General features: G+C 68.5%; 21 protein-coding genes and 1 pseudogene. 16 read left to right on the top strand and 6 right to left on the bottom strand.

What is annotated here, in order from left to right; all coding sequences use genetic code 11:
* Window positions 1-15: 15 nt before the first annotated feature.
* The gene (locus tag PWF70_RS16670) at window positions 16-1,215 is read left to right on the top strand and encodes a class I SAM-dependent methyltransferase (protein WP_035751228.1); all 1,200 of its coding nucleotides are present in this window, start codon (window positions 16-18) and stop codon (window positions 1,213-1,215) included.
* Window positions 1,216-1,274: 59 nt separating this feature from the next.
* Entirely contained in the window at window positions 1,275-1,907 is a 633-nt protein-coding gene (locus tag PWF70_RS16665; protein ID WP_075863827.1) for a DUF3887 domain-containing protein, read from the top strand.
* Window positions 1,908-1,980: 73 nt separating this feature from the next.
* On the opposite strand, the gene PWF70_RS16660 is transcribed toward PWF70_RS16665, so the two are convergent.
* The gene (locus tag PWF70_RS16660) at window positions 1,981-3,318 is read right to left on the bottom strand and encodes an outer membrane protein assembly factor BamB family protein (RefSeq protein ID WP_006359416.1); all 1,338 of its coding nucleotides are present in this window, start codon (window positions 3,316-3,318) and stop codon (window positions 1,981-1,983) included.
* 91 nt (window positions 3,319-3,409) lie between these two features.
* On the opposite strand from PWF70_RS16660, the gene PWF70_RS16655 reads away from it, so the two are divergent.
* Window positions 3,410-4,171 carry an acyltransferase gene (locus PWF70_RS16655; protein WP_006359415.1) on the top strand — a complete coding sequence of 254 codons (762 nt, stop codon included), beginning with the start codon at window positions 3,410-3,412 and terminating at the stop codon, window positions 4,169-4,171.
* Window positions 4,172-4,175: 4 nt separating this feature from the next.
* On the opposite strand, the gene PWF70_RS16650 is transcribed toward PWF70_RS16655, so the two are convergent.
* The 3 genes from PWF70_RS16650 to PWF70_RS16640 are packed head-to-tail and all read right to left on the bottom strand — an operon-like array spanning window position 4,176 to window position 7,837.
* Complete coding sequence (locus tag PWF70_RS16650; protein ID WP_035751231.1) at window positions 4,176-5,465, bottom strand: glycosyltransferase family 4 protein; 1,290 nt, start codon at window positions 5,463-5,465, stop codon at window positions 4,176-4,178.
* Complete coding sequence (locus PWF70_RS16645; RefSeq protein ID WP_035751232.1) at window positions 5,462-7,015, bottom strand: 1,4-alpha-glucan branching protein domain-containing protein; 1,554 nt, start codon at window positions 7,013-7,015, stop codon at window positions 5,462-5,464. The genes PWF70_RS16650 and PWF70_RS16645 overlap by 4 nt, the downstream gene beginning before the upstream one ends.
* 3 nt (window positions 7,016-7,018) lie before the next feature.
* Entirely contained in the window at window positions 7,019-7,837 is an 819-nt protein-coding gene (locus PWF70_RS16640) for a class I SAM-dependent methyltransferase (protein ID WP_035751233.1), read from the bottom strand.
* A gap of 231 nt (window positions 7,838-8,068) precedes the next feature.
* Here PWF70_RS16640 and PWF70_RS16635 point away from each other — a divergent pair, with 231 nt between their 5' ends.
* From PWF70_RS16635 to ligA, 11 genes and pseudogenes are all read left to right on the top strand, one after another.
* Complete coding sequence (locus PWF70_RS16635; protein WP_035751234.1) at window positions 8,069-8,854, top strand: electron transfer flavoprotein subunit beta/FixA family protein; 786 nt, start codon at window positions 8,069-8,071, stop codon at window positions 8,852-8,854.
* A gap of 52 nt (window positions 8,855-8,906) precedes the next feature.
* Complete coding sequence (locus PWF70_RS16630; protein WP_035751235.1) at window positions 8,907-9,863, top strand: electron transfer flavoprotein subunit alpha/FixB family protein; 957 nt, start codon at window positions 8,907-8,909, stop codon at window positions 9,861-9,863.
* A gap of 97 nt (window positions 9,864-9,960) precedes the next feature.
* Complete coding sequence (locus tag PWF70_RS16625; RefSeq protein WP_035751236.1) at window positions 9,961-10,878, top strand: GNAT family N-acetyltransferase; 918 nt, start codon at window positions 9,961-9,963, stop codon at window positions 10,876-10,878.
* Window positions 10,879-10,892: 14 nt separating this feature from the next.
* The gene (locus PWF70_RS16620) at window positions 10,893-11,732 is read left to right on the top strand and encodes a lysophospholipid acyltransferase family protein (RefSeq protein WP_035751361.1); all 840 of its coding nucleotides are present in this window, start codon (window positions 10,893-10,895) and stop codon (window positions 11,730-11,732) included.
* 63 nt (window positions 11,733-11,795) lie between these two features.
* On the top strand, window positions 11,796-12,275 hold the full coding sequence (locus tag PWF70_RS16615; protein WP_006359407.1) for a DUF4334 domain-containing protein: 480 nt from the start codon (window positions 11,796-11,798) through the stop codon (window positions 12,273-12,275).
* Window positions 12,276-12,400: 125 nt separating this feature from the next.
* Window positions 12,401-13,621: a cysteine desulfurase family protein gene (locus PWF70_RS16610; protein WP_155225411.1), complete on the top strand. Its 1,221-nt coding sequence runs from the start codon at window positions 12,401-12,403 to the stop codon at window positions 13,619-13,621.
* Complete coding sequence (gene mnmA / locus PWF70_RS16605) at window positions 13,621-14,739, top strand: tRNA 2-thiouridine(34) synthase MnmA (protein ID WP_035751239.1); 1,119 nt, start codon at window positions 13,621-13,623, stop codon at window positions 14,737-14,739. The genes PWF70_RS16610 and mnmA overlap by 1 nt, the downstream gene beginning before the upstream one ends.
* Window positions 14,685-15,752, top strand: a complete 1,068-nt coding sequence (locus tag PWF70_RS16600) for a uroporphyrinogen decarboxylase/cobalamine-independent methonine synthase family protein (RefSeq protein ID WP_286352661.1) — start codon at window positions 14,685-14,687, stop codon at window positions 15,750-15,752. The genes mnmA and PWF70_RS16600 overlap by 55 nt, the downstream gene beginning before the upstream one ends.
* Before the next feature lie 63 nt (window positions 15,753-15,815).
* A complete protein-coding gene (locus PWF70_RS16595) occupies window positions 15,816-16,199 on the top strand; it encodes an MmcQ/YjbR family DNA-binding protein (protein ID WP_006359403.1) in 384 nt (127 codons plus the stop codon).
* Window positions 16,200-16,396: 197 nt separating this feature from the next.
* Window positions 16,397-16,765, top strand: a pseudogene (locus tag PWF70_RS16590) (MmcQ/YjbR family DNA-binding protein).
* 84 nt (window positions 16,766-16,849) lie between these two features.
* Window positions 16,850-18,934, top strand: a complete 2,085-nt coding sequence (gene ligA / locus PWF70_RS16585; RefSeq protein WP_241548777.1) for an NAD-dependent DNA ligase LigA — start codon at window positions 16,850-16,852, stop codon at window positions 18,932-18,934.
* 77 nt (window positions 18,935-19,011) lie between these two features.
* On the opposite strand, the gene PWF70_RS16580 is transcribed toward ligA, so the two are convergent.
* On the bottom strand, window positions 19,012-19,524 hold the full coding sequence (locus PWF70_RS16580) for an O-acetyl-ADP-ribose deacetylase (protein ID WP_035751242.1): 513 nt from the start codon (window positions 19,522-19,524) through the stop codon (window positions 19,012-19,014).
* A gap of 15 nt (window positions 19,525-19,539) precedes the next feature.
* Window positions 19,540-20,211, bottom strand: a complete 672-nt coding sequence (locus tag PWF70_RS16575) for an ACT domain-containing protein (protein ID WP_286352660.1) — start codon at window positions 20,209-20,211, stop codon at window positions 19,540-19,542.
* A gap of 186 nt (window positions 20,212-20,397) precedes the next feature.
* Here PWF70_RS16575 and gatC point away from each other — a divergent pair, with 186 nt between their 5' ends.
* Window positions 20,398-20,709: an Asp-tRNA(Asn)/Glu-tRNA(Gln) amidotransferase subunit GatC gene (gatC, locus tag PWF70_RS16570; RefSeq protein ID WP_006438859.1), complete on the top strand. Its 312-nt coding sequence runs from the start codon at window positions 20,398-20,400 to the stop codon at window positions 20,707-20,709.
* Window positions 20,706-22,211, top strand: a complete 1,506-nt coding sequence (gatA, locus tag PWF70_RS16565) for an Asp-tRNA(Asn)/Glu-tRNA(Gln) amidotransferase subunit GatA (RefSeq protein ID WP_035751243.1) — start codon at window positions 20,706-20,708, stop codon at window positions 22,209-22,211. The genes gatC and gatA overlap by 4 nt, the downstream gene beginning before the upstream one ends.

The raw sequence follows: 22,211 nt of genomic DNA, 5'->3' as shown, positions 1-22,211 counted from the left end.
TAGCCTGCAAGGATCATGAGCTACTCCTTCAGTCTCGACGACGTCGCCTTCCTGCGGTCGCGGCATGGTGAGAAGGCCCTGGAGACGGTGTCGGCTCTGGCCCTCACCCCGGCGTCGATGCTGTCCGACATCACCGAGGTCCGCAGCCGGTATGCACCGCATGATGCCGCGCTGATCGAGACCGTCCGGAACCGTCGACGAGCCGCGTCGAAACTGCGGGACCCGGCCGAGTTGTTGCTCACCGACGACGGCGTGCAGCAGGCGACCGCCTCGGTCGTCGCCGCGCACCGCGCCGCTGAGATCGCCGCCCGGTTTCCGGCGTCGGTGGTCCACGACATGACCTGCTCGATCGGTGCGGAGCTACGAGAACTGGTGCGCGTCAACGGGATCACCGGAGTGATCGGCAGCGACCTCGACCGCGTCCGGCTCGCGATGGCGCGCCACAACGTACCCGACGCGACGCTCCTCGTCGCCGACGCGCTCACCCCGACCTCGACTGCGGACGTACTCCTCGCCGACCCCGCGCGACGGTCCGACGCCGGCCGGATCTTCCGCCTCGACCAACTGACCCCACCGCTGCTGGAACTGCTCGCCACCTATGCGGGCCGCGTACTGATCGTGAAATGTGCTCCCGGACTGGATCATCAGTTGCTGCGCAATCGGTTCGGATTCGACGGCGAGGTCCAGGTGACCTCGCTCGACGGCGGTGTCCGGGAAGCGTGCCTGTGGTCGGGGCCGGGGATCGAGACCCGGCGCCGGGCAACGGTTCTGCGTACGCGGCCCGACGGGACGGTGTCGCAGTTCGAGATCACCGATCACGAGGACGACGACGTGCCGACAGGCGAGGCGGGGGAGTGGATCGTCGACCCGGATGGTGCCGTCGTGCGTGCCGGTCTCGTCAAGCACTACGCCCACCGTTTCGGCCTGTGGCAGCTCGATCCCCAGATCGCCTACCTGACCGGCGATTCGGTGCCTGCGGGGGCACGTGGGTTCCGCGTGATCGAGCAGGTGGGGGTGACGGAGAAGGTTCTCCGCAAGGCCCTGGCCGCGCACGGTTGCGGGCCGCTCGAGATCCTCGTCCGCGGCCTCGACGTCGATCCCGATCAGCTCCGCAAGAAGCTCAAACCCAAGGGCGCCCGGCCACTGTCGGTGGTGCTCACCCGGATTGGACGCAAGGGAACCGCCTTCATCTGCGAGCCGGGAATCAGGTTCTGACCCGATCGCTTGTAAACCGGAGCTTGACACCCGGGTGCTTGTAAACCTATCCTTTACAAGTGTCCGAGGTGGAAGAAACAGCACGGGAGATCGAGCGATACGCGCGCAGCGTGGCGACCGGACCCGGTTCCGAACCGGGTGACCCGGGTGCCCGCGAAGCGGCTCTGACCAGAGTCCATGACGCACTCCAATTGGGCCGTCGCGCAGAGGAATTGCTCAGTGCCACGGCTCGTTCGGCGCGCGAGTTCGGGTGTACCTGGCAGGAGATCGGCGACGTCGTCGGCGTCACCCGTCAGGCGGCGTTCCAACGCTTCGGCAAACCCATCGATCCCAGAACAGGAGCACCCATGCAGAAAGTCACGATTGCCCACGCCGACGCCATGGCCCTTGACGTCATCGAGAAGATCACCGAGGCCGAGTGGGCGACCGTCACAGCACGTTTCGACGAGACCATGACGGCTGCCCTGTCCGACGCCGCACTGGCCGACGCTTGGGCGTCGGTGGTGGCACTCCACGGTGAACTCGAGAGGACCGGAACGCCTTTCGTGCGCGGTCACGGCCTCCACACGGTGGTAGACGTGCCGCTCGAGCAGGAGGCCGGGGAGATGGTTTTCCGCGTGGCGTTCGACGCCGACGGCCGGATCGCGGGATTGTTCTTCCTCAATCCCGACGCAGCGAGCCAGGAGCTCTGAGCGACCACGCACAAACACGATGCGGGCTGAGTGCCGGTTTCCGGCACTCAGCCCGCATTCTGGTTCCGGCGCTTTATCCCAGGTTGGCCTTGCTGTCGAAGAAGTACACCTCGCCGAGGTTGGTCGCGGTCGCGATCTGGCCCCAGTAGGAGACCGAGACGCCGGTCGCGAAACCCGACGAATTCGGCAGTGGCAGGGTGCGTTTCGTCGCCCCGTCGTCGGTGGAGACCTCCACCAGCGACAGCGTGTCCTTGCCGGCGTCGCGGACGACCGTCCAGGCGGTCTTCTGCTGGGTCAACGCAGACAGGCTCACCGTGGCGAGATCGGTGCGCTGCCACACCTTTTCGGCGCGGTCACCCGCGTCTCGGTACAGCGTGAGCGGGGCACCGAGCGAACCGGTGGGGATGATCAGGCCGTCGGGCGACACGGTCATCGTCGCGAAGCCGTGGCCGCCGATGTCCTGGGTCCACTTGGTCGACCCGTTCTCGGTGTTCAGGGCGACGATCTTGCCGTCGCGCGAGAAGGCGTAGAGCGTCGCACCGTCGGCGGACAGGGTCGGCGTACCGATGACGCCGCTCGGGACGTCGGTCTGCCACGCGGTTCGCACCTCGCGCTTGCCGGCGACCTTGTTGTACTTCATCGCCCGGATCTGCGACGACGCCGCGCCCTGCGGGAAGAAGTTGAGGTAGAAGCGTTCCCGGTCGGTGTCGACCGCCGCGGGTGCCGGGATCGCGCACTGCGGTCCGTTGCGCACACAGTCGCCGAAGCCGAGGAGCGGCTCCTCCGGATCGGCGTCGTCGCGCAGCTTCACCTCGGGGGCGACGAGCTCGTTGCGCTGGGTGTCGATCAAGAGGATCTGGCCCTGCGTCGTCGTCACCAGCACCTCGTTCGGCGCAGCGAACTTCGCCGACAGCGGGACACCGATCACGCCGGCGCGCCAGCGGATCGCACCACCGGCGTTGAACGCGAGGAAGGTGGCCTCCTCGCCGAGGTACGGCTGGTCGTACTGGTCGACGAGCATCGCGTTGACCTCGACCCCGGCACGCATGTCCTTGCAGAAGTTCTTGCGTCCCGACCGGCCGTCGAGCACCAGGACGTTGCAACCCTGGGTGGCATTCGACGTGACCCCCACATTGCCCTTGCCGGAGATCGTGACCGGCGCCGTGACCGGACCGCCGGTGGGTCGGGTCCAGCTGAGGGTCAGATCATCGGGGACGTCGGCGTAGGCGAAGTTCGCGTTGCCGGGCACGCCGCCGTAGCTGGGCCAGCCGACGCTCGGGATCGAGCGTACGTCGATGTGACCGTCGGAGCAGCCGGCGAGCACCAGCGAGCTCACGGCCGTGACGGCGACGAACAGGCGGGTCAGCGCAGATCGGCGGTGTCGGGACACCTGCGGTCGTGCCAAGGCCATCGGCGCTCCTCATCGTCGGTCCTCACCGGCACGCGTCGTGCCAGCAGTGAGCCTATCGTGCGCGATTTTCGGGTCGTTTAGGGTTTGTCCCATGACCACCATGTGGAACGCCTCCTACCGGTCCCGACGCCGCGCCGGCCGTCGCCGCGACCCCGAGCAGGCGCGATTCCTCACTCTCGATTCGCTGCGCTGGGTGAAACGCAACCGCGCGTACACCCCGTGGTACCTGGTCCGTTACTACCGTCTCGCGAAGTTCCGTCTGGCCAACCCGCACGTTGTGCTGCGCGGCATGGTGTTCCTCGGCCGCAACGTGGAGATCCACTGCACCCCGGAGCTCGCCCGGATGGAGATCGGCCGCTGGGTCCACATCGGCGACGGCAACTCGATCCGCTGCCACGAGGGCAGCCTGAAGATCGGCGACAAGACCGTCTTCGGCTGCAACAACGTGGTGAACGCCTACCTCGACCTCGAGATCGGTGGATCCACCCTCGTCGCCGATTGGTGCTATATCTGCGACTTCGACCACAAGATGGACGACATCACGCTGCCCATCAAGGATCAGGGCATCGTGAAGGGCCCGGTCCGCATCGGCCCGGACACGTGGGTCGCGGCCAAGGTGTCGGTGCTGCGCAACACCATCGTCGGCCGAGGCTGTGTCCTCGGCTCGCACGCGGTGGTCAAGGGGATGATCCCGGACTACTCGGTCGCGGTCGGGGCGCCGGCTCGCGTGGTCAAGAACCGCATGGACGACTGGGCCGAGAACGCCGAGCAGCGCGCCGAACTCGAACGCGCCCTCGCCGACATCGAACGCAAGAAAGCGGCGGCGGAAAAGGCTGCGGCGGAAGGGCGGTAGGCGCTCAGGGAACGGGGTGGTCGGGCTTCGCCGGGTCGCGTTCGGGCAACGGACGCATCGGAATGTCCGGTCGTCCGACCGGATGGCGCACCCGGCGCTTGGCGGCCAGGTGCACCGACGCGGTGCGTTCGGCAACCTCGGCCCAGGAGAACTCGGCGGTCAGTCGGGCCCGTGCGCGGACAGCCCGTTGCGCTGCGGCGCCGGGGTCCGAGAGCGTCGCCCGTACCGCAGCGGCGAGCCCGGCGACGTCGGCCGGTTCGAAGGTGAGGCCGGTGTCGGGTTCCTGCACGGCCTCGCCCAGGCCGCCGGCGGTCGAGACGATCAGCGGGATGCCGGTGGCCGCCGCCTCGAGGGCGACGATGCCGAACGGCTCGTAGCGGCTCGGCAAGACGATCGCGTCGCAGCGGTGCATGAGGGTCACCAGCTGGTCGTGGTCGACGGCGCCGATGAACCGCACCGCCTTGCTCACACGATGCTTGCGGGCCTGCTCCATCAGCCACTCCCGCTGGGTGCCGTCACCGGCGATGGTGAGAGTGGTACCCGGGTGGCTCCGACGGATACGGGGGAGTGCGGCCAGCAGGTCCTGCACACCCTTCTCGTACTCGAGGCGACCGGCGAACAACAGTTCCGCCGGGCCGACGGTCCGCGTGCGGGCCGCGAACGGCCATGTGCGGATGTCGATTCCGTTGTGGATCACCGCGATGTCGGCGGCGTCGTAACCGAAGAGCCGGTTCACCTCGTCGCGCATGGATGCCGAACAGGTGATGAGAGCGTCGGATTCGGCGACGAGCCACCATTCGACCGAGTGCACCTGCCGATTGGTGCGGCCGCTGACCCAGCCGCTGTGCCGACCGGCTTCGGTGGCGTGGATGGTGGAAACCAGTGGCACGTCGAAGAATTCGGCCAGCGCGATCGCCGGGTGGGCGACCAGCCAGTCATGCGCGTGCACGACCTCGGGGATCCATCGTGCGGTGGAATCGGCGAAAGCCCGTTCGCCGGCCAGGATCCTGAGCCCGGCACGGATGAACGAGTGTCCCATGGCGAGAGTCCAGGCCATCATGTCCTGACCGAACTCGAACTCCGGCGGGTCCTCGGCGACCGCGATCACGCGCACGCCGTCGACGACGGTGTCGGTCGTCGGATGGCTGACCGCATCGGTGCCCGACGGGCGTCGGGTCAGGACCGCCACATCGTGTCCGGCGGCGGCCATCTCGGTGGCGAGGTGATGCACATGCCGACCCAGTCCGCCGACGACGACGGGTGGGTACTCCCACGACACGAACAACACTTTCATCCGATGCTCCCCTCGGCATCCGCGGTCAGGATCGCGTGCAGACGGCGCGCGTCGAGTGCGGGGAAGAGATTGTCGGCCCGCGCCCAGTTCTGCGCGAGCGCCGCCGCCGCGTCGTCGCGACCACGGAGTGCGGCGTCGCTGATCTCCCGCGTGGCGTGCGCGTGCGTGTGCGCACGGGAGACAGCGTACTGCGCGGCAGTGTCCTTCGACACCATGAAAGGCCAGTCGGAGGACACCGTGAGCAGCGTCTCCCGGACGATCTGATCGGCGACACGGCTGCGCTCTCCGCCACCGGCGAGGAGTTTGGCCACGGCGTCGAGGGCGGTCTCGGTCACCTCCTCGTTGAGGGTGACGAGATGCTGCACCTGTGGACCGTTCCACACGCGCCAGTCCTTACCCGACCCCCACGACGACGCGGGGAGATCGACCGGCTCGCCGACGAGTCCGGATCGCGTTGCGCCGGCGAGGGTTCCGACCTTCACCCCGACCTCGGGCAGGCGACGAAGGACGCGTTCGAGCCAGATCGGACCCTCATGCCACCAATGCCCGAAGAGCTCGGTGTCGAAGGCCGCGACCACCAGGGCGTCGCGGCCGATGCGCGTCGACTCCACGATGAGGCGCTCGCGGACATGCCCGACGAAATCCTCGACGTGTCGGTCGATCACTGCGTCGACGTGTGCCGGGTCGTAGGGCTTCTTCTCGTCGCCCGGCACCGAGCGACCCGTGACGCGGAACCGCTTGAGTCCCGATTCGTGGTCGTAGGTGTGGAAGTCGCGGTAGGCGGCGTGGCCGGGATAGCCCGACTTCGGCGACCACACGCGGTAACTCACCGTGAGGTCGCGTCCATAGGCGATGACACCGCTGTCGCCGACCGGGCGGCCGAGTGCGGTGTCGCCGTGGAGGGTCGGGCCGTCGACCATGAAGTGCCCGACGCCGGCGCTGGCGTACTCGGCTTCCATGCCCGGCGCGAAGGCGCATTCGGGCGCCCAGATGCCTGCGGGGTCGAAACCCCAGCGCGCGTGCGCGTCGTGGAGACCCTCACGGAGGAAGAACGTCCGCAGGCGTGGATCGAGCAGCGGAGCGAACGGATGCGCGAGCGGTCCGCCGAGGATCTCGGCGACCCCGCTCGAGGCGACGCGACGAATCAGCGGCGAGGCGCCGTGTCGCCACTTCGTCTCGAAGGTCTCCAGCGCTCGCTGGGCTTCGAGGTACTCACGGCGACCGGCGTCGGCGCGGTCGGCACCGTTCGACGTCGCGGCCTCGGTCGCCCGCAGCTGCCAGTCGGCCAGCCATTCGTACATCGACGACGCACAGTGCGGGTCGTCGAGCTGCGCGGCCAGGACCGGGGTGATCCCGAGGGTCAACTGGTCGGTGAGACCGTCGTCGGCGAGGCGCTCGAGGACGTCGAGCAGTGGGATGTACGACGACGCCCACGACTGGTAGAGCCATTCCTCACCGACCGGCCAGCGACCGTGATTTGCCAGCCAGGGCAGGTGGGAGTGCAGGACGAAGGTGAACTGTCCCGGAACCTCGGGGGTGCTGATGGTCATTGCTCAGGCCCGGGTCGCCACCGCGAACAGGTCGAGCGAGGCATCGATGTCGGAGTCGCGCGCGTCGAGCACGGCGAAGTCCTCGGCGGCCACCCCGGCGACGTCGTCGACCAGGTCGGCCGGCCACGGTTCGCCGGCGAGGGCACGCTCGATCTGGGCGTCGATCAGCGATCCGCCCCACTTCTCGTCGAGCGCGGTCAGCCGCGGTCCGTGGTGCACGCCGAGCATCGCGTCGAGGGCGAACCCGCCCTCGACGATCAGTGCGGTGAGTTCGGCGGCGTTCAGCTCACGGGTGTGGAACGGGTTGAGAGGGGTGTCGCGGCCGGGGGAGAAGGTGATCCGGTTGGGCGTCGAGATCAGCAGCTCGCCGCCCGGACGCAGCACGCGTCGGCATTCGGCGATGAATGCGGCCTGGTCCCAGAGGTGTTCGATCACCTGGAAGTTCACCACGAGATCCACCGAGGCGTCGGCCAGCGGAAGATCGATCAGATTGCCCTGGTGCACGACGAGCCCGGGGTAGCGGCGACGGGTGTGTTCGACCGCCGAGGTGTCGTAATCGACGCAGACCACCGACGACGCCCCGGCGTCGGCGATCATCGCGGCCCCGTAGCCCTCGCCGGATCCGGCTTCCAGGATCTCGCGTCCCCGGCAGCGGTCGAGGATGTGGCGGTAGGCGATCTCGTGGCGGCGGAACCAGTAGTTCTCCGCGGGGATGCCCGGAACCGTCCGTTCACCGGTCAGCGCCAGCTGTTGGTCGGCGTCGAGGGACTCCAGACCGGTCATCCCGGCCGTCGGCGGAGAACCGAGGTCTGCGTCAGTCATCTGCAAGAGCGTAGGGCATGGGGTCGCGGCCTCCCGGTTCGTCCCGGCGGCGCGACCGACCGAGCGATCGTGCGTGATCGCTGCAGGGTTCCCTGTCCAGGTACGACGCCGGTCCAAAGTGTGAGGTAGTCAATGTTTAGTGAGAACATAGGAGACGCTAAAGTGGTGGAGACCCATGGCCTTACCCGCCGGTAAGTTGCCGAACCCGACGCAGGAGGTCGACGTAGACCAATGACAAACATTGTCGTACTGATCAAGCAGGTTCCCGACACGTGGTCCGAGCGCAAGTTGTCCGACGACGACTACACCTTGGACCGCGAGGCAGCTGACGCGGTTCTGGACGAGATCAACGAGCGCGCCGTCGAGGAAGCGCTGAAGATCAAGGAAGCCGACGGCGGTGAGGTCACCATCCTGACTGCGGGTCCCGACCGCGCCACCGACGCCATCCGCAAGGCTCTGTCGATGGGCGCCGACAAGGCGATCCACATCAAGGACGACCAGCTCCACGGCTCGGACGCGGTCCAGACCGCCTACGTCCTGGCCCGCGCACTGGGCACCGTCGAGGGCGTCGAACTCGTCATCGCCGGCAACGAGGCCACCGACGGCCGCGTCGGCGCGATCCCGGCCATGATCGCCGAGTACCTCGAGCTCCCGCACCTGACCCACCTGCGCAAGCTGACCCTCGAGGGCGAGACCCTCAAGGGCGAGCGCGAGACCGACGAGGGCATCTTCCACGTCGAGGCACAGCTCCCGGCGATCGTCTCGGTCAACGAGAAGATCAACGAGCCCCGCTTCCCGTCCTTCAAGGGCATCATGGCCGCGAAGAAGAAGGAAGTCACCGTCGTCTCGCTGGCCGAGATCGACGTCGAGCCGACCGACGTGGGCCTGGAGAACGCCGGCAGCGTCGTGAACTCCTCCACCCCGAAGCCGCCGAAGACCGCGGGCGAGCGCGTCACCGACGAAGGCGACGGCGGCACGAAGGTCGCCGAGTACCTGGTCGGCCAGAAGATCATCTGATCTTCCCCACCAGTCCATCCGGCGAACCCCAGACATTCAGGAGAAAACCAACATGGCAGAAGTACTCGTGCTCGTGGAGCAGGACGCCGAAGGCGCCCTGAAGAAGGTCACCAGCGAGCTCATCACCGCCGCCCGCGCTCTCGGTACCCCGTCGGCTGTCGTCGTCGGCAAGCCCGGTTCGGCCGACGCGATCATCGACGGCCTCAAGGAAGCCGGCGCCGAGAAGGTCTACGTCGCCGAGTCCGACGACGCGGCCGGCTACCTGATCAACCCGCAGGTCGATGTGCTGTCCTCGATCGCCGAGAGCGCTGCTCCGGCAGCGGTCCTGGTCGCGGCCACCGCCGACGGCAAGGAGATCGCCGGTCGTCTCGCCGTGCGTCTCGGCTCGGGTGTGCTCGCCGACGTCGTCGACGTCAAGGAAGGCGGCGTGGGCATCCACTCGATCTTCGGTGGCGCGTTCACCGTCGAGGCGCAGGCCAAGGGCGACACCCCGGTGATCTCGATCCGCCCCGGTGGCGTCGAGGCCGCTCCGCAGGCCGGTGCCGGCGAGCGTGTCGACGTCGAGGTCCCGGCAGCTGCCGAGAACGCCGTCAAGATCACCAAGGTCGAGCCGAACATCGGTGGCGACCGTCCCGAGCTCACCGAGGCGTCGATCGTCGTCTCCGGTGGTCGCGGTGTCGGTAGCGCCGAGAAGTTCTCGGTCGTCGAGGAGCTCGCCGACGCGCTCGGTGCCGCTGTCGGCGCCTCGCGCGCCGCCGTCGACTCCGGCTACTACCCGGGTCAGTTCCAGGTCGGTCAGACCGGTAAGACGGTGTCGCCGCAGCTCTATGTCGCCCTGGGCATCTCGGGCGCCATCCAGCACCGCGCCGGCATGCAGACCTCGAAGACCATCGTCGCCGTCAACAAGGACGAAGAGGCGCCGATCTTCGAGATCGCCGACTACGGCATCGTGGGCGACCTGTTCAACGTCGCCCCGCAGCTGACCGAAGAGGTCAAGAAGCGCAAGTGATCCGGTAGATCACGCAGTACCCCGGTGGCCCCTGACGTTCGCGTCGGGGGCCACCGTGCGTTCGCGGCCCGTTCACCCGAGGTCGCCGGAGCGGCACGTGTTCATCCGGATCGCCCCGACACGTCACGCGGCCGTGGTCGTGGCGACGCCGGCGGTGGCTTTCATACGGGGCATGAACGCTCTACAGTCCATCGCCACCGCCGCGGCAACCGATTCCGCCGTCTCGGCCACCCTGCTGACCGCCGGACCCGTGCGGGTGCTGGTGTCCGACGACGCGGCCGACATCCTTGCCGCCCAACGACTTCGCTACCGGGTCTTCGCCGATGAGCCCGGCTTCTCCGACCGTATCGGCGACGCGACCACCGGCTGCGACGCCGACCGGTTCGACGAGTTCTGTGAGCACCTCGTCGTGCGGCACGACGACCACGGCGTCATCGGGTGCGCACGGCTGCTGGCACCTCCGCGTGCGATCGCCGCCGGCGGCTGGTACTCATCCACCGAGTTCGACCTGAGTCGATTGGCCGACATCTTCTCCGAGACAGTCGAACTGGGGCGCGCCTGCGTGGACGGCAGGCATCGTGACGGATCGGTCACCGCCCTCATGTGGGCGGCCCTGCTGCAATACATGGATCTCGCGGGCTACCGGTACCTGATGGGTTGCGTGTCGGTGCCGCTGCACAGCCCGGGGGAGTGGATGCCCGGGTCCGTGCTGCGCGCCGTCCGCGACCGCCTGCGCGAGGAATATGCCGACGCCGATCGACGAGTCACCCCGCTGACGCCAGCACGCATCGGTGGGCGGCTCCTCGACGACATCACGCCGTCGGACACCATCGGGATGCCGCCCCTGATGCGCGGATACCTGCGGATGGGCGCCCGTATCTGTGGTGAGCCCGCCGTCGACGACGTCTTCGATGTCGCGGACTTCCTCACCCTCATCGACCGGGAGGGCGCCAACCGGCGCTATCTCGACCGCCTGCGATCGAGTGCCCAGCGTCTCGGCTCGGCAGGGGCCTGACCGCGGTGACCATCATGCCGGTGGAGCGTCACCCGTGGTTCCCGGTGAGCACCTGCGGGCATGCCTGCCTCGGTCCGCGGGCCGAGAGGCGGGCAGCCGACGCCGTGGTCACCGGTGGGCGGTTGTGTCGTCTGGCCGCGATCGCCGGCTGGATCGTCGCGACACCCATTGCCGACGGGACGATGGCGCGGCTCCGGAGGCGGCCCCGACGAGCCCTGCGTGCGCGGGCCGCGGGTCCGCTGCTCGCCGCGCTCGGCATCAGGGTCGTCGTCGACGACCGGCGGAGGGATCCGCGCGCAACCGGACTCATCGTCGCCAACCACATCTCCTTTCTCGACGTCCTCGCGCTGGCTCTCGTCAGCCCGGCACCGGTGGTGGCGAAGTCCGACGTCGTCGACATGCCGGTGGTGGCCGGGCTCGCGCGCCGGTTCGGGGTGATCGCGGTAGACCGTGGGACGCTGCGCGGACTCCCGGCGGCAGTGGGTGAGGTCTCCGCGCGCCTGGCAACCGGATCGTCGGTGATCGTGTTCCCGGAGGGGACAACCTTCTGCGGCCGGACCGGCGGTGCGTTCCGGCCCGCGTTCTTCCAGGCGGCGGTCGACGCCGGGGTGCCGGTGTTCCCGGTTCGCCTACGGTTCCTCGGGCCCGACGGGCGTGCCGCGACGGCCCCGAGCTTCATCGGCGACGACTCACCGCTCGACACCTTGCGCCGGGTGCTGCGGGCCCGCGGACTGACGGTGGTCGTCCGCCTCGAACACGCCGAGGTGCCGGGCGCCGACCGTCGCGAACTGGCCCGGCGTTGCGAGCGTGTGTTGAGCGCCGCGGAAAGTGACATCGAACGTTCTCTGATATAGGTTCCTTCGCAAGCGGCCGCGCACGCGGCCGAGGAGATCGCCGTATGTCGAAGGAGTCCGACGATGACGTCCACCCTGACCCGAGAAGCGGCCCGCGCCAAGTTCTTCGAACTGCGGGAAGCGGAAGGGCTCGTCGACGACGCGGTCCTCGACACCGTGTGGGCAGGACTGGCGACGCTGCGTCCCGAGGAGATGCTCGGCGCCTGGAAGGGCGGTGAGTTCACCACCGGCCACGCCATCAACGGGATGCTGGCGAAGGCCAACTGGTTCGGCAAGACCTTCACCTCGCGCAGCGATGTGCAGCCGCTGGTCTGCCGTGACGAGAACGGCAAGCTGTTCTCCAACGTCAAGCTCGGCAAGGGTGAGGCGAGCCTGTGGGCGGTCGAGTTCCGCGGGGAGATCACCGCGTCGATGGTCTACGACGGCCAGCCGGTCATCGATCACTTCAAGCGCGTCGACGACACCACCGTCATGGGCATCATGAACGGCAAGGGCGGCGTCATCGACGGACGGCACCTGTACTTCTACCTCGAACGCGTCTGAGACGTCCGAGAAGGCGGCCGCGGGGTCTGGTCGGGTGGTCGGGCGCCCGATGACCAGCGCGTGCACACAGCGCTCACAAGTCGCGGAATTTGTCGACGTCCGCCGCGCGTTTATCCTTGCTAGCGATGCCCCTGTCAACCCGAGTGCCGCCGCGCACATCCGTCTACCTCGACCACGCCGCTTCGACGCAGATGCTGCCCGAAGCCGTCGAGGCGATGACCGCTGTCTTCGGTGCCCCGGGCAACGCCTCGTCACTGCACGGTTCCGGCCGAACCGCCCGACGCCGCCTCGAGGAGGCGCGCGAGGCGATCGCCGCGGCCGTCGGTGCACGTCCGTCGGAGGTCATCTTCACCGGCGGCGGCACCGAATCGGACAACCTCGCGATCAAGGGCATCTACTGGGCCCGTCGCCGCGCCGATGAGCAGCGTCGCCGCATCATCGTGTCGGCGGTGGAGCACCACGCGGTCCTCGATCCCGCCCAGTGGCTCGCGGCCGACGCCGGCGCAGAACTCGTGGTGCTGCCGGTCGGCGCCGACGGCGTGGTCTCACCCGCCGAGCTCCGGGCCGAACTCGAGGCAAACGCCGACCAGACGGCCCTCATCTCGGTCATGTGGGCCAACAACGAGGTGGGTTCCATCCAGCCCATCGCCGAGATCGCCGCGCTCGGAGCCGAGTTCGGCGTACCGGTGCACTCCGATGCCATCCAGGCCGTCGGCCACCTGCCGGTCGACTTCGCCGCCAGCGGACTGTCCGCGCTGAGCCTCGCCGCCCACAAGTTCGGCGGTCCGCAGGGCGTCGGCGCGCTGCTGCTCGGCCGCGAGGTCGCCTGCGTCCCGCTGCAGCACGGCGGCGGCCACGAACGGGACGTGCGGTCGGGAACCCAGGATGTCGCCGGCGCCGCCGGCATGGCCGCCGCGCTGACCTGGTGCGTCGAACACCTGGAGGAGAACACCGCCCGCGTGCGCGCCCTGGCGTCGCGGCTCTCCGAGACCCTGCTCGGTGTCGAAGGGGCGGTACGCAACGGCGCCGCACCAGATGCACGGCTTCCGGGAAACGTCCACGTCTCCTTCATCGGCTGCGAGGGCGACTCTCTGCTCATGCTGCTCGACGCCAAGGGCATCGAATGCTCCACCGGTTCCGCCTGCACGGCGGGTGTCGCGCAGGCCAGCCATGTGCTGCTCGCGATGGGGCTCGACATGGCCGACGCCCGGTCGTCGCTGCGGTTCTCGCTCTCCCACACGACCACCGACGCCGACATCGACGCGGTGGCGCAGGTCATCGACGAGGTCGTGGATCGAGCTCGCGCCGCCGGCCTCGTCTCCGCACCCGGCGGAAAGGTCTCGTGATGCGCGTACTCGCAGCAATGAGCGGCGGCGTCGACTCGGCGGTCGCGGCGGCACGTGCCGTCGACGCCGGGCACGAGGTCGTCGGCGTCCACCTCGCTCTCTCCACCGCGCCCGGAGCCCTGCGCACCGGATCGCGCGGCTGTTGCTCGCGGGAGGACGCCTCGGACGCCCGCCGCGCCGCGGACGTGCTCGGAATCCCTTTCTACGTCTGGGATTTCGCCGACCGGTTCAAGGACGACGTCATCGACGAATTCGTCGAGGCCTACGCCGCCGGACGCACCCCCAACCCCTGCCTGACGTGCAACGAGAAGATCAAGTTCGCCGCGCTCGCCGACAAGGCGATCGCCCTCGGCTTCGACGCCCTCGCCACCGGTCACTATGCGCAGCTCGTCGACGGCGAGCTGCGTCGCGCCGTCGACCACGACAAGGACCAGTCCTACGTGCTGGCCGTCCTGACGCGCGAGCAGCTGTCCCGCGCGCTGTTCCCGATCGGTGACACCCCGAAGGCCGAGATCCGGGCGGAGGCGGCACGCCGCGGTCTCGCGGTGGCCGACAAGCCCGACTCGCACGACATCTGCTTCATCCCCAGCGGCGACACCCGCGCCTTCCTCGGTGCCAAGATCGGCATCCGTCCGGGCGCGGTCGTCGACGCCTCCTCCGGCGAGCGCCTCGCCGACCACGAAGGAGTCCACGGCTTCACCATCGGACAGCGCAAGGGCCTCGGCATCGATGCGCCCGCAGCCGACGGCAAGCCGCGCTACGTCACCGAGATCGACCCGGCGTCGGGCACCGTCACGGTCGGCACCGCCGAGGACCTGCAGGTCTGGGGCATCACCGCGACCCGTGCGGTGTGGACGTCGGGCATCACCCCCGACGAGCCGTTCGAGGCCGTGGTCCAGGTGCGTGCACACGGCGGGCTCGCACCCGTCACCGCGACCCCGACCATCGTCGCCGGCGAACCCGCGATCGACATCGCCCTGCACGAACCGCTGACCGGCGTCGCACGCGGTCAGGCCGCCGTGCTGTACCTGCCGGACGCGGAGCACGGCGACCAGGTCGTGGGATGCGGGCGGATCGCGTCCACCTCGTCGCAGCCGACCGCCGTCGCGACTCGGTGACCACACCAGGCCTGCCCACCGGCGTCGGAACCGGCGTGGGCTCGATGCCCGGCACCGATCCGCGCGCGGCGGCCGCCGTGGTCAACGGTGAGCTCGACCTCGCACACCTCGTCGAACTCCCCGGTCGCGGGGCGGGTTCGGATCTGATCGGCCGGATGGCCGCGATCCTCGTGGACCTCCCGATGGACACCGCGACCTGGGGATACCGTCTGGCGCAACGGGAATCGCAACTGACCCGCCGCGCCCGCGACTTCCTCAAGGAGGATCTCGACGTCGTCGAGGAGCTATGGGAGACAGCGGGATTCGTCGGTACCGGGCGTCCGTTCAAGGTCCAGGTCGCCGGTCCGTTCACCACCTCGGCTTCTGTAGAACTGCCGAACGGCCATCGCGTGCTGAAGGATCCGGGAGCGGTCCGCGACATCGTCGCGTCGACTGCCGAAGGGCTCCTTGAACACGTCGGCGAGATCAAGCGCCGCCTCGGCGCACAGGTCGTCGTCCAGATCGACGAGCCGATGATCGGTCGAGTCATCGACGGAACCGTCAAGCCCCTCACCCGGTTCGACCCGATCCGGGCGGTCCCCGCCGTCGAGGCGGCGCGGGCCCTCACCGAACTCATCGAACACGTCGACGCGCCGGTGGTGCTCCACGACTGCAACCGGCCCCGCTGGGACCTCCTCGAACACCTTCGGGGCGTGGCGTACTCGATCGACGTCACCGCACCCACCGACGCCGACCTCGACGGCATCGGGATGCTCATCGACCGCGGGGACATCCTCGTGGCCGGCCGAATCCCGTCCACCGCGCCTAAGCGACCGGTGAACGCCGACACCGTCGCGACCGACCTCGCCGCCATCGCCGACCGCATCGGACTCAACCGAAAAGTGTTGTCCGAGAACGTCATCGTCACACCGACCTGCGGTCTCGCCGGGGCGTCGGAGAGCTGGGCGAAAAAGGCTCTCGCGGTGACCGCCGAAGCGGGTCAGCTGCTCGGCACCGACCCGACCGCGCTCTGACCTCCTGGAGCCGGTGCCCTGGAAGCTCTGCGGAACGCCGCCTGCCGGAACTATCCTGCGAGGGTGCCGCATCCGATCATGTTCGACGACGCGGACCCGATCCTGGGTCGCGTCCGCGAGATCGCGCTCGCGCTGCCCGACGCCACCGAGGTCGTCGCGCACGGTCGCCCGACGTTCCGGTGCGGCAAGATGTTCGCCAACTACGGCGGCGGCCTCAAGGGTGGCAAGGTCCGCTATGACCAGTCGATCCTGTTCATTCCCGACGAGTCGGAGAAACCGGCCCTTGAGGAGGACCCGCGGTTCTTCGTGCCCGCCTACTACGGCCCCTACGGCTGGCTGGGCCTGATCCTCGAGGACACCACCGACTGGGACGAGGTCGCCGAACTCCTCGACGCGAGCTACCGGCAGGTCGCGCCGAAGCGCTCCCTGGCCAAGCTCGACGGCTGAGGTTCTGTGGATTTGAGGGCATGCCCCGAGACTCTCCCGTGACCGGCGGCGAGGTGCTCGGAAGACTCAGACCCACACATACCCCCGGATTCTCGTCCCCGTGACAGGCACCCGAGGGCAAGTTGCCCTCGACAGTCACTGAGGGGGACGAGATTTCGCGTCCGGCGGAACTATCCTGCGAGGGGCCGCATCCGATCATGTTCGACGACGCCGACCCGATCCTGGGTCGCGTCCGCGAGATCGCCCTCGCGCTTCTCGACGCCACCGAGGTCGTCGCACACGGCCGCCCGACGTTCCGGTGCGGCTAGATGTTCGCCAACTACGGCGGCGGTCTCAAGGGTGGCAAGGTCCGTCACGACCAGTCGATCCTGTTCATTCCCGACGAGGCGGAGAAACCCGCGCTCGAAGAGGACCCGCGGTTCTACGTACCCGCCTACTACGGCCCCTACGGGTGGCTCGGACTGATCCTCGACGGTGACACGGAGTGGGACGAGGTCGCCGAACTCCTCGATGCCAGCTACCGGCACGTCGCGCCGAAACGGTCCCTGGCCAAGCTCGACGGCTGACCCTTCGAGACGCCCTCCGCAGGCTCCGGGCTCCTCAGGGAGCAGAGAGGCGAGCCTGTCCGAGCACTCCGATACCCTCGGGACGTGGCAGAAACAACGGAGTCGGGGGCCATCGAGCAGTCGGGACCCGAGGCAGACCTGCGCGAGGAGTGGGCGGCTCTCGCCGAGGAGATCCGCGACCATCAGTTCCGTTACTACGTGAAGGATGCGCCGGTCATCACCGACGGCGAGTTCGACGAGCTGCTGCGCCGCCTGCAGGATCTCGAGGAGCGCCATCCCGAGCTCGCCACCCCCGATTCGCCGACCAAGCTCGTCGGCGGTGGTTTCTCGACCGCATTCTCCCCGGTCGACCATCTCGAGCGGATGATGTCGCTGGACAACGTCTTCGACTACGAGGAGATGACCTCCTGGGTCGAGCGGGTCAACTCCGACGCCGGCGTCGAGGCCGAGTTCCTCTGCGAACTCAAGATCGACGGGGTCGCGCTGGCGCTGGTGTATCGCAACGGTGTCTTGGAACGCGGTGTCACCCGCGGCGACGGGCGCACCGGCGAGGACGTCTCCCTCAACGCCCGCACCATCGAGGACATCCCGCAGCGCCTCACGGCCTCCGACGAGTACCCGATCCCGGACGTCCTCGAGGTGCGCGGCGAGGTCTTCTTCCGGGGGGAGGATTTCGAGGCGCTCAACGCGTCCCTGGTGGCCGACGGCAAGCCGCCGTTCGCCAATCCCCGCAATTCGGCGGCCGGTTCGCTGCGTCAGAAGAACCCGCAGGTCACGGCTCGTCGCAAACTGCGGATGATCTGTCACGGTATCGGTCACACCGAGGGCTGGCGGCCGGAGTCGCTGCATGATGCGTATCTCGCGCTCGGTGCATGGGGGCTACCGGTGTCGACGCACACCACCAAGGCTTCGGGCGCTGCCGAGATCCTCGAGAAGATCTCCTACTGGGGCGAGCACCGTCACGACGTCGAGCACGAGATCGACGGCATCGTGGTCAAGGTCGACGACTTCACCCTGCAGCGCCGCCTCGGTTCCACCTCGCGTGCACCGCGATGGGCGATCGCCTACAAGTACCCACCGGAGGAGGCCACCACCAAGCTGCGCGACATCCAGGTCGGCGTCGGACGCACCGGTCGCGTCACACCGTTCGCGGTGCTCGAACCGGTCCTCGTCGCCGGCTCGACCGTCTCCCGGGCCACCCTGCACAACGGCTCGGAGGTCAAGCGCAAGGGCGTCCTCATCGGCGACACCGTGACCATTCGCAAGGCCGGCGACGTGATCCCCGAGGTCCTCGGACCGGTCGTCGACCTGCGCGACGGCTCCGAGGTCGAGTTCGAGATGCCCGAGCGCTGCCCGGAATGCGGTACGCCGTTACGTCCGGAGAAGGAATCCGACGTCGACGTCCGGTGCCCGAATCAGGAGAGTTGCCCGGCACAGTTGCGGGAGCGGCTCTTTCACCTCGCCGGGCGCGGCTCTTTCGACATCGAGGCGCTCGGCTACGAGGCGGCGACCGCGCTGCTGTCGGCCAAGGTGATCCGCAACGAAGGAGACCTGTTCTCCATCACCGCCGACGATCTCGCCCGCACCGATCTGTTCACGACGAAGGCCGGCGCGCTGTCGGCGAACGGAAACCGTTTGCTGGCCAACCTCGACAAGGCCAAGGACGTCGCGCTGTGGCGGGTGCTGGTGGGTCTGTCGATCCGCCATGTCGGTCCCACTGCCGCGCGCGCGCTGGCCACCGAGTTCGGCTCGCTGGAGGCCATCGAATCCGCCGACGTCGAACAACTGGCCGACGTCGAGGGCCTCGGCATGACCCTCGCACAATCGATCCACGACTGGTTCACCGTCGACTGGCATCGCGAGATCGTCGAGAAGTGGCGTGCGGCAGGCGTTTTGATGAAGGACGAGCGTGACGAGTCGATCGCGCGAACGCTCGAGGGCAAGACCATCGTCGTGACCGGATCGCTGGTGGACTTCTCCCGTGACGGCGCCAAAGAGGCGATCCTGCAGCGCGGGGGCAAGGCGTCGGGTTCGGTGTCGAAGAAGACCGACTACGTGGTCGTCGGCGATTCGCCGGGAAGCAAGGCCGACAAGGCCGAACAACTCGGCGTCCCGGTACTCGACGAGGACGCGTTCAAGCGACTGCTGGAGACCGGCAGTCCTGAGTAGACGGGGTCACCGCCAGACGCGGCCGGCAGATCGGTGATGCGTTCGCTTGGTAGCACTGCCACGAAGAGCAGGCAGCGTCAACCGTTCAGCGCCTTGTCGAAGGCGCGATATGCCCGCGGGTCGAACAACACGAACCGGATCTCCGTCATCATGGTGTCGGCGGACCGGACCGTGTCGACCGCCCGGCGTGCGCCGTCGTCCATCGGCCAGCCGTAGACGCCGGTCGAGATGGCCGGGAAGGCGATCGTCGATGCACCCAATTCGTCTGCGACACGCAGAGATTCGCGATAGCAGGAGATCAGGAACTCGGAACGGTCCTCGTCGTAAGAGTGCACCGGCCCGACGGTGTGGATGACCCAGCGTGCGTCCAGATCGCCCGCAGTGGTGGCGACCGCCTCGCCGACCGGTAGACCGCGCTTGTAGCGACCGGCCCGGAGGTCCTTGCACTCGGCGAGAATCGCGGGACCCCCGCGACGGTGGATGGCCCCGTCGACCCCGCCGCCGCCGAGCAGCGTCGAATTGGCGGCGTTGACGATCGCGTCGACCGACTGAAGGGTGATGTCTCCCTGCACGAGCGTGATGGAGGTCATGGCTCCATCATCGCGCTATCCGTCGGCGCGCAACACCGTACTGACGATGCCTGCCAGGTAGCCGAGCCGGGCGACCTCGGATGGCCGAAAATCGGGTCCGCCGATGCGGCCGAGCAGGACCGCCTTGTCGTTGGAGCCGATGGGCACCGCGGCGAGTCGGGTGTCCATGTCCTGCCAGGCATCCGGTACCCAGTCGCCCTCCGCGTCGAGCTGTGCCGCATGCTCCAGCGGGAGCCAGTCGGCCCGGGTGAGCGGGGTTTCCGGCGCCCCGGAGGAACCGAACAGCTGCAGTACGCCGCCGCTGGCCTTGGTGATGACCATCGCCCACGACACCCGCAGTACGCGCGGGGCGTTGTCGACGAGGACCTGGAGCCGGTCGTTGCGCTTGGCGGTGGCGACCTGGTCGACGAGTTCGAGTTCACGATGGGTGTCGAGCACACCGGAGTACGGGCGGATGGAATCCACCCGGACGCCGTTGACCTTCTCGGCGGCCGTGATCAGGCTGTCGGGCAGTGAGCCCGGCGGGACCTCGACGACGAGGTCGTCGACGGCGTAACCGTTGCCGCGTTCGACCACCTCGAGAGACAGGATGTCTGCACCGACCGAACCGAGTTGCACGGCGAGCACGCCGAGACTGCCGGGACGGTCCTCGAGGTAGACGCGCAACAGGTAAGACACGTGGGCCATTCTCGCACTCGTGAGGGTCGGGCGCGCACCGCCGGGGAGGGGCGGACCGAGCCCGGGCGTGCAAACGGTGGCTGAAGTGAGTCGGATCGGCGCGTTCCCATAGGCTGGAGAGGCACATCTGCGTCGCGAAGGCGCCGCGGTGGGCATTCATTCCCGAGCAAGTGATGGTGAGAAAGGGCGATGACGGTGGCTGGCGAACCGAAGTCCATATCGCGAGAAGAGGTCGCGCACCTGGCGCGATTGTCGCGACTGGCGCTGAGCGAGGACGAACTCGATGTCTACGCCAAGCAGCTGGACTCCATCCTGACCCACGTCGCATCGGTGTCCGAGGTGGCTGCCGACGACGTGCCCGGCACCGCCCATCCGGCCGAGCTCGCCAACGTGCTGCGCCCCGACGTCGTCGTGCCCGGTCTGAGCACCGACGCCGCGCTGTCCGGTGCGCCGGCCGTCGAGCAGGACCGTTTCGCCGTTCCGCAGATCCTGGGAGAAGAGCAGTGAGCCCCGCGTCGCACGCCGCAGCGCCTCGTCCCGCCGGTGACCTGACCGGTCTGTCCGCCGCCGAACTCGCCACCAAGATCGCGACCCGCGAGGTCAGTTCGGTGGAGGTCACGCAGGCACACCTCGATCGCATCGCCGAGGTCGACGGTGAGCTCGGTGCCTTCCTGCATGTCAGCGGCGCCGAGGCGCTCGTCGCCGCCAAGGCTGCCGACGATGCGATCGCCTCGGGCGACGCGGTGTCGTCGCTCGCCGGTGTGCCCATCGCGCTCAAGGACGTCTTCACCACCACCGACGCCCCCACCACGTGCGGTTCCAAGATCCTCGAGGGATGGGTGCCGCCCTACGACGCCGCGGTCACCGAACGTCTCCGCGCCGCGGGCATCCCGATCCTGGGCAAGACCAACATGGACGAGTTCGCCATGGGCAGCTCGACCGAGAACTCCGCCTACCAGCTGACCCGAAACCCGTGGGACCCCACCAAGATCCCGGGTGGCTCGGGTGGTGGCAGCGCCGCGGCACTGGCCGCGTACGAGGCGCCGCTGGCGATCGGCACCGACACCGGTGGCTCCATCCGTCAGCCGGCCGCGGTCACCGCGACCGTCGGCGTCAAACCCACCTACGGAACCGTCTCGCGCTACGGACTCGTCGCCTGTGCGTCGTCGCTGGACCAGGGTGGCCCGTGTGGTCGTACAGTTCTCGACACCGCGATGCTGCACGAGGTCATCGCCGGGCACGACCCGCGCGACTCGACGTCGATCAACGTCCCGGTGCCCGACGTGGTCGCCGCCGCCCGCGAAGGTGCCGAGCAGGACCTCAAGGGTGTCAAGATCGGCGTCGTCACCGAACTGCAGGGCGAGGGCTACCAGTCGGGCGTGCTCGACTCGTTCCACCAGGCCGTCAAGCTCCTCACCGAGCGCGGCGCCGAGGTCGTCGAGGTCAGCTGCCCGCACTTCACCTACGCGCTCGGCGCCTACTACCTGATCCTCCCCTCGGAGGTGTCGTCGAACCTCGCACGCTTCGACGCCATGCGATACGGCCTGCGTGTCGGCGACGACGGTTCGCATTCGGCCGACGAGGTGATGGCACTGTCCCGCGAGGCCGGGTTCGGACCAGAGGTCAAGCGCCGCATCATGATCGGCACCTATGCGCTGTCGTCGGGTTACTACGACGCCTACTACGGTCAGGCACAGAAGGTCCGCACCCTGATCTCGCGCGACTTCACCAACGCCTTCGAGAAGGTCGACGTGCTGATCTCGCCGACCACGCCGACCACCGCCTTCCCGATCGGGGAGAAGGTCGACGACCCGCTGGCGATGTACCTGTTCGACCTCTGCACACTGCCGGTGAACCTGGCCGGGATCGGCTCGATGTCGGTGCCGTCGGGTCTGTCCGAGGACGACGGCATGCCCGTCGGCCTGCAGATCATGGCGCCCGCCCTCGCCGACGATCGGCTCTACCGCGTCGGCGCGTCGTATGAGGCGGCTCGCGGCGCGATCATCTGA

Source organism: Gordonia sp. Swx-4 (assembly GCF_030316175.1).
GTDB classification, from domain to species: Bacteria; Actinomycetota; Actinomycetes; order Mycobacteriales; family Mycobacteriaceae; genus Gordonia; species Gordonia alkanivorans.
This window is presented reverse-complemented; position numbering and strand designations above follow the sequence as displayed.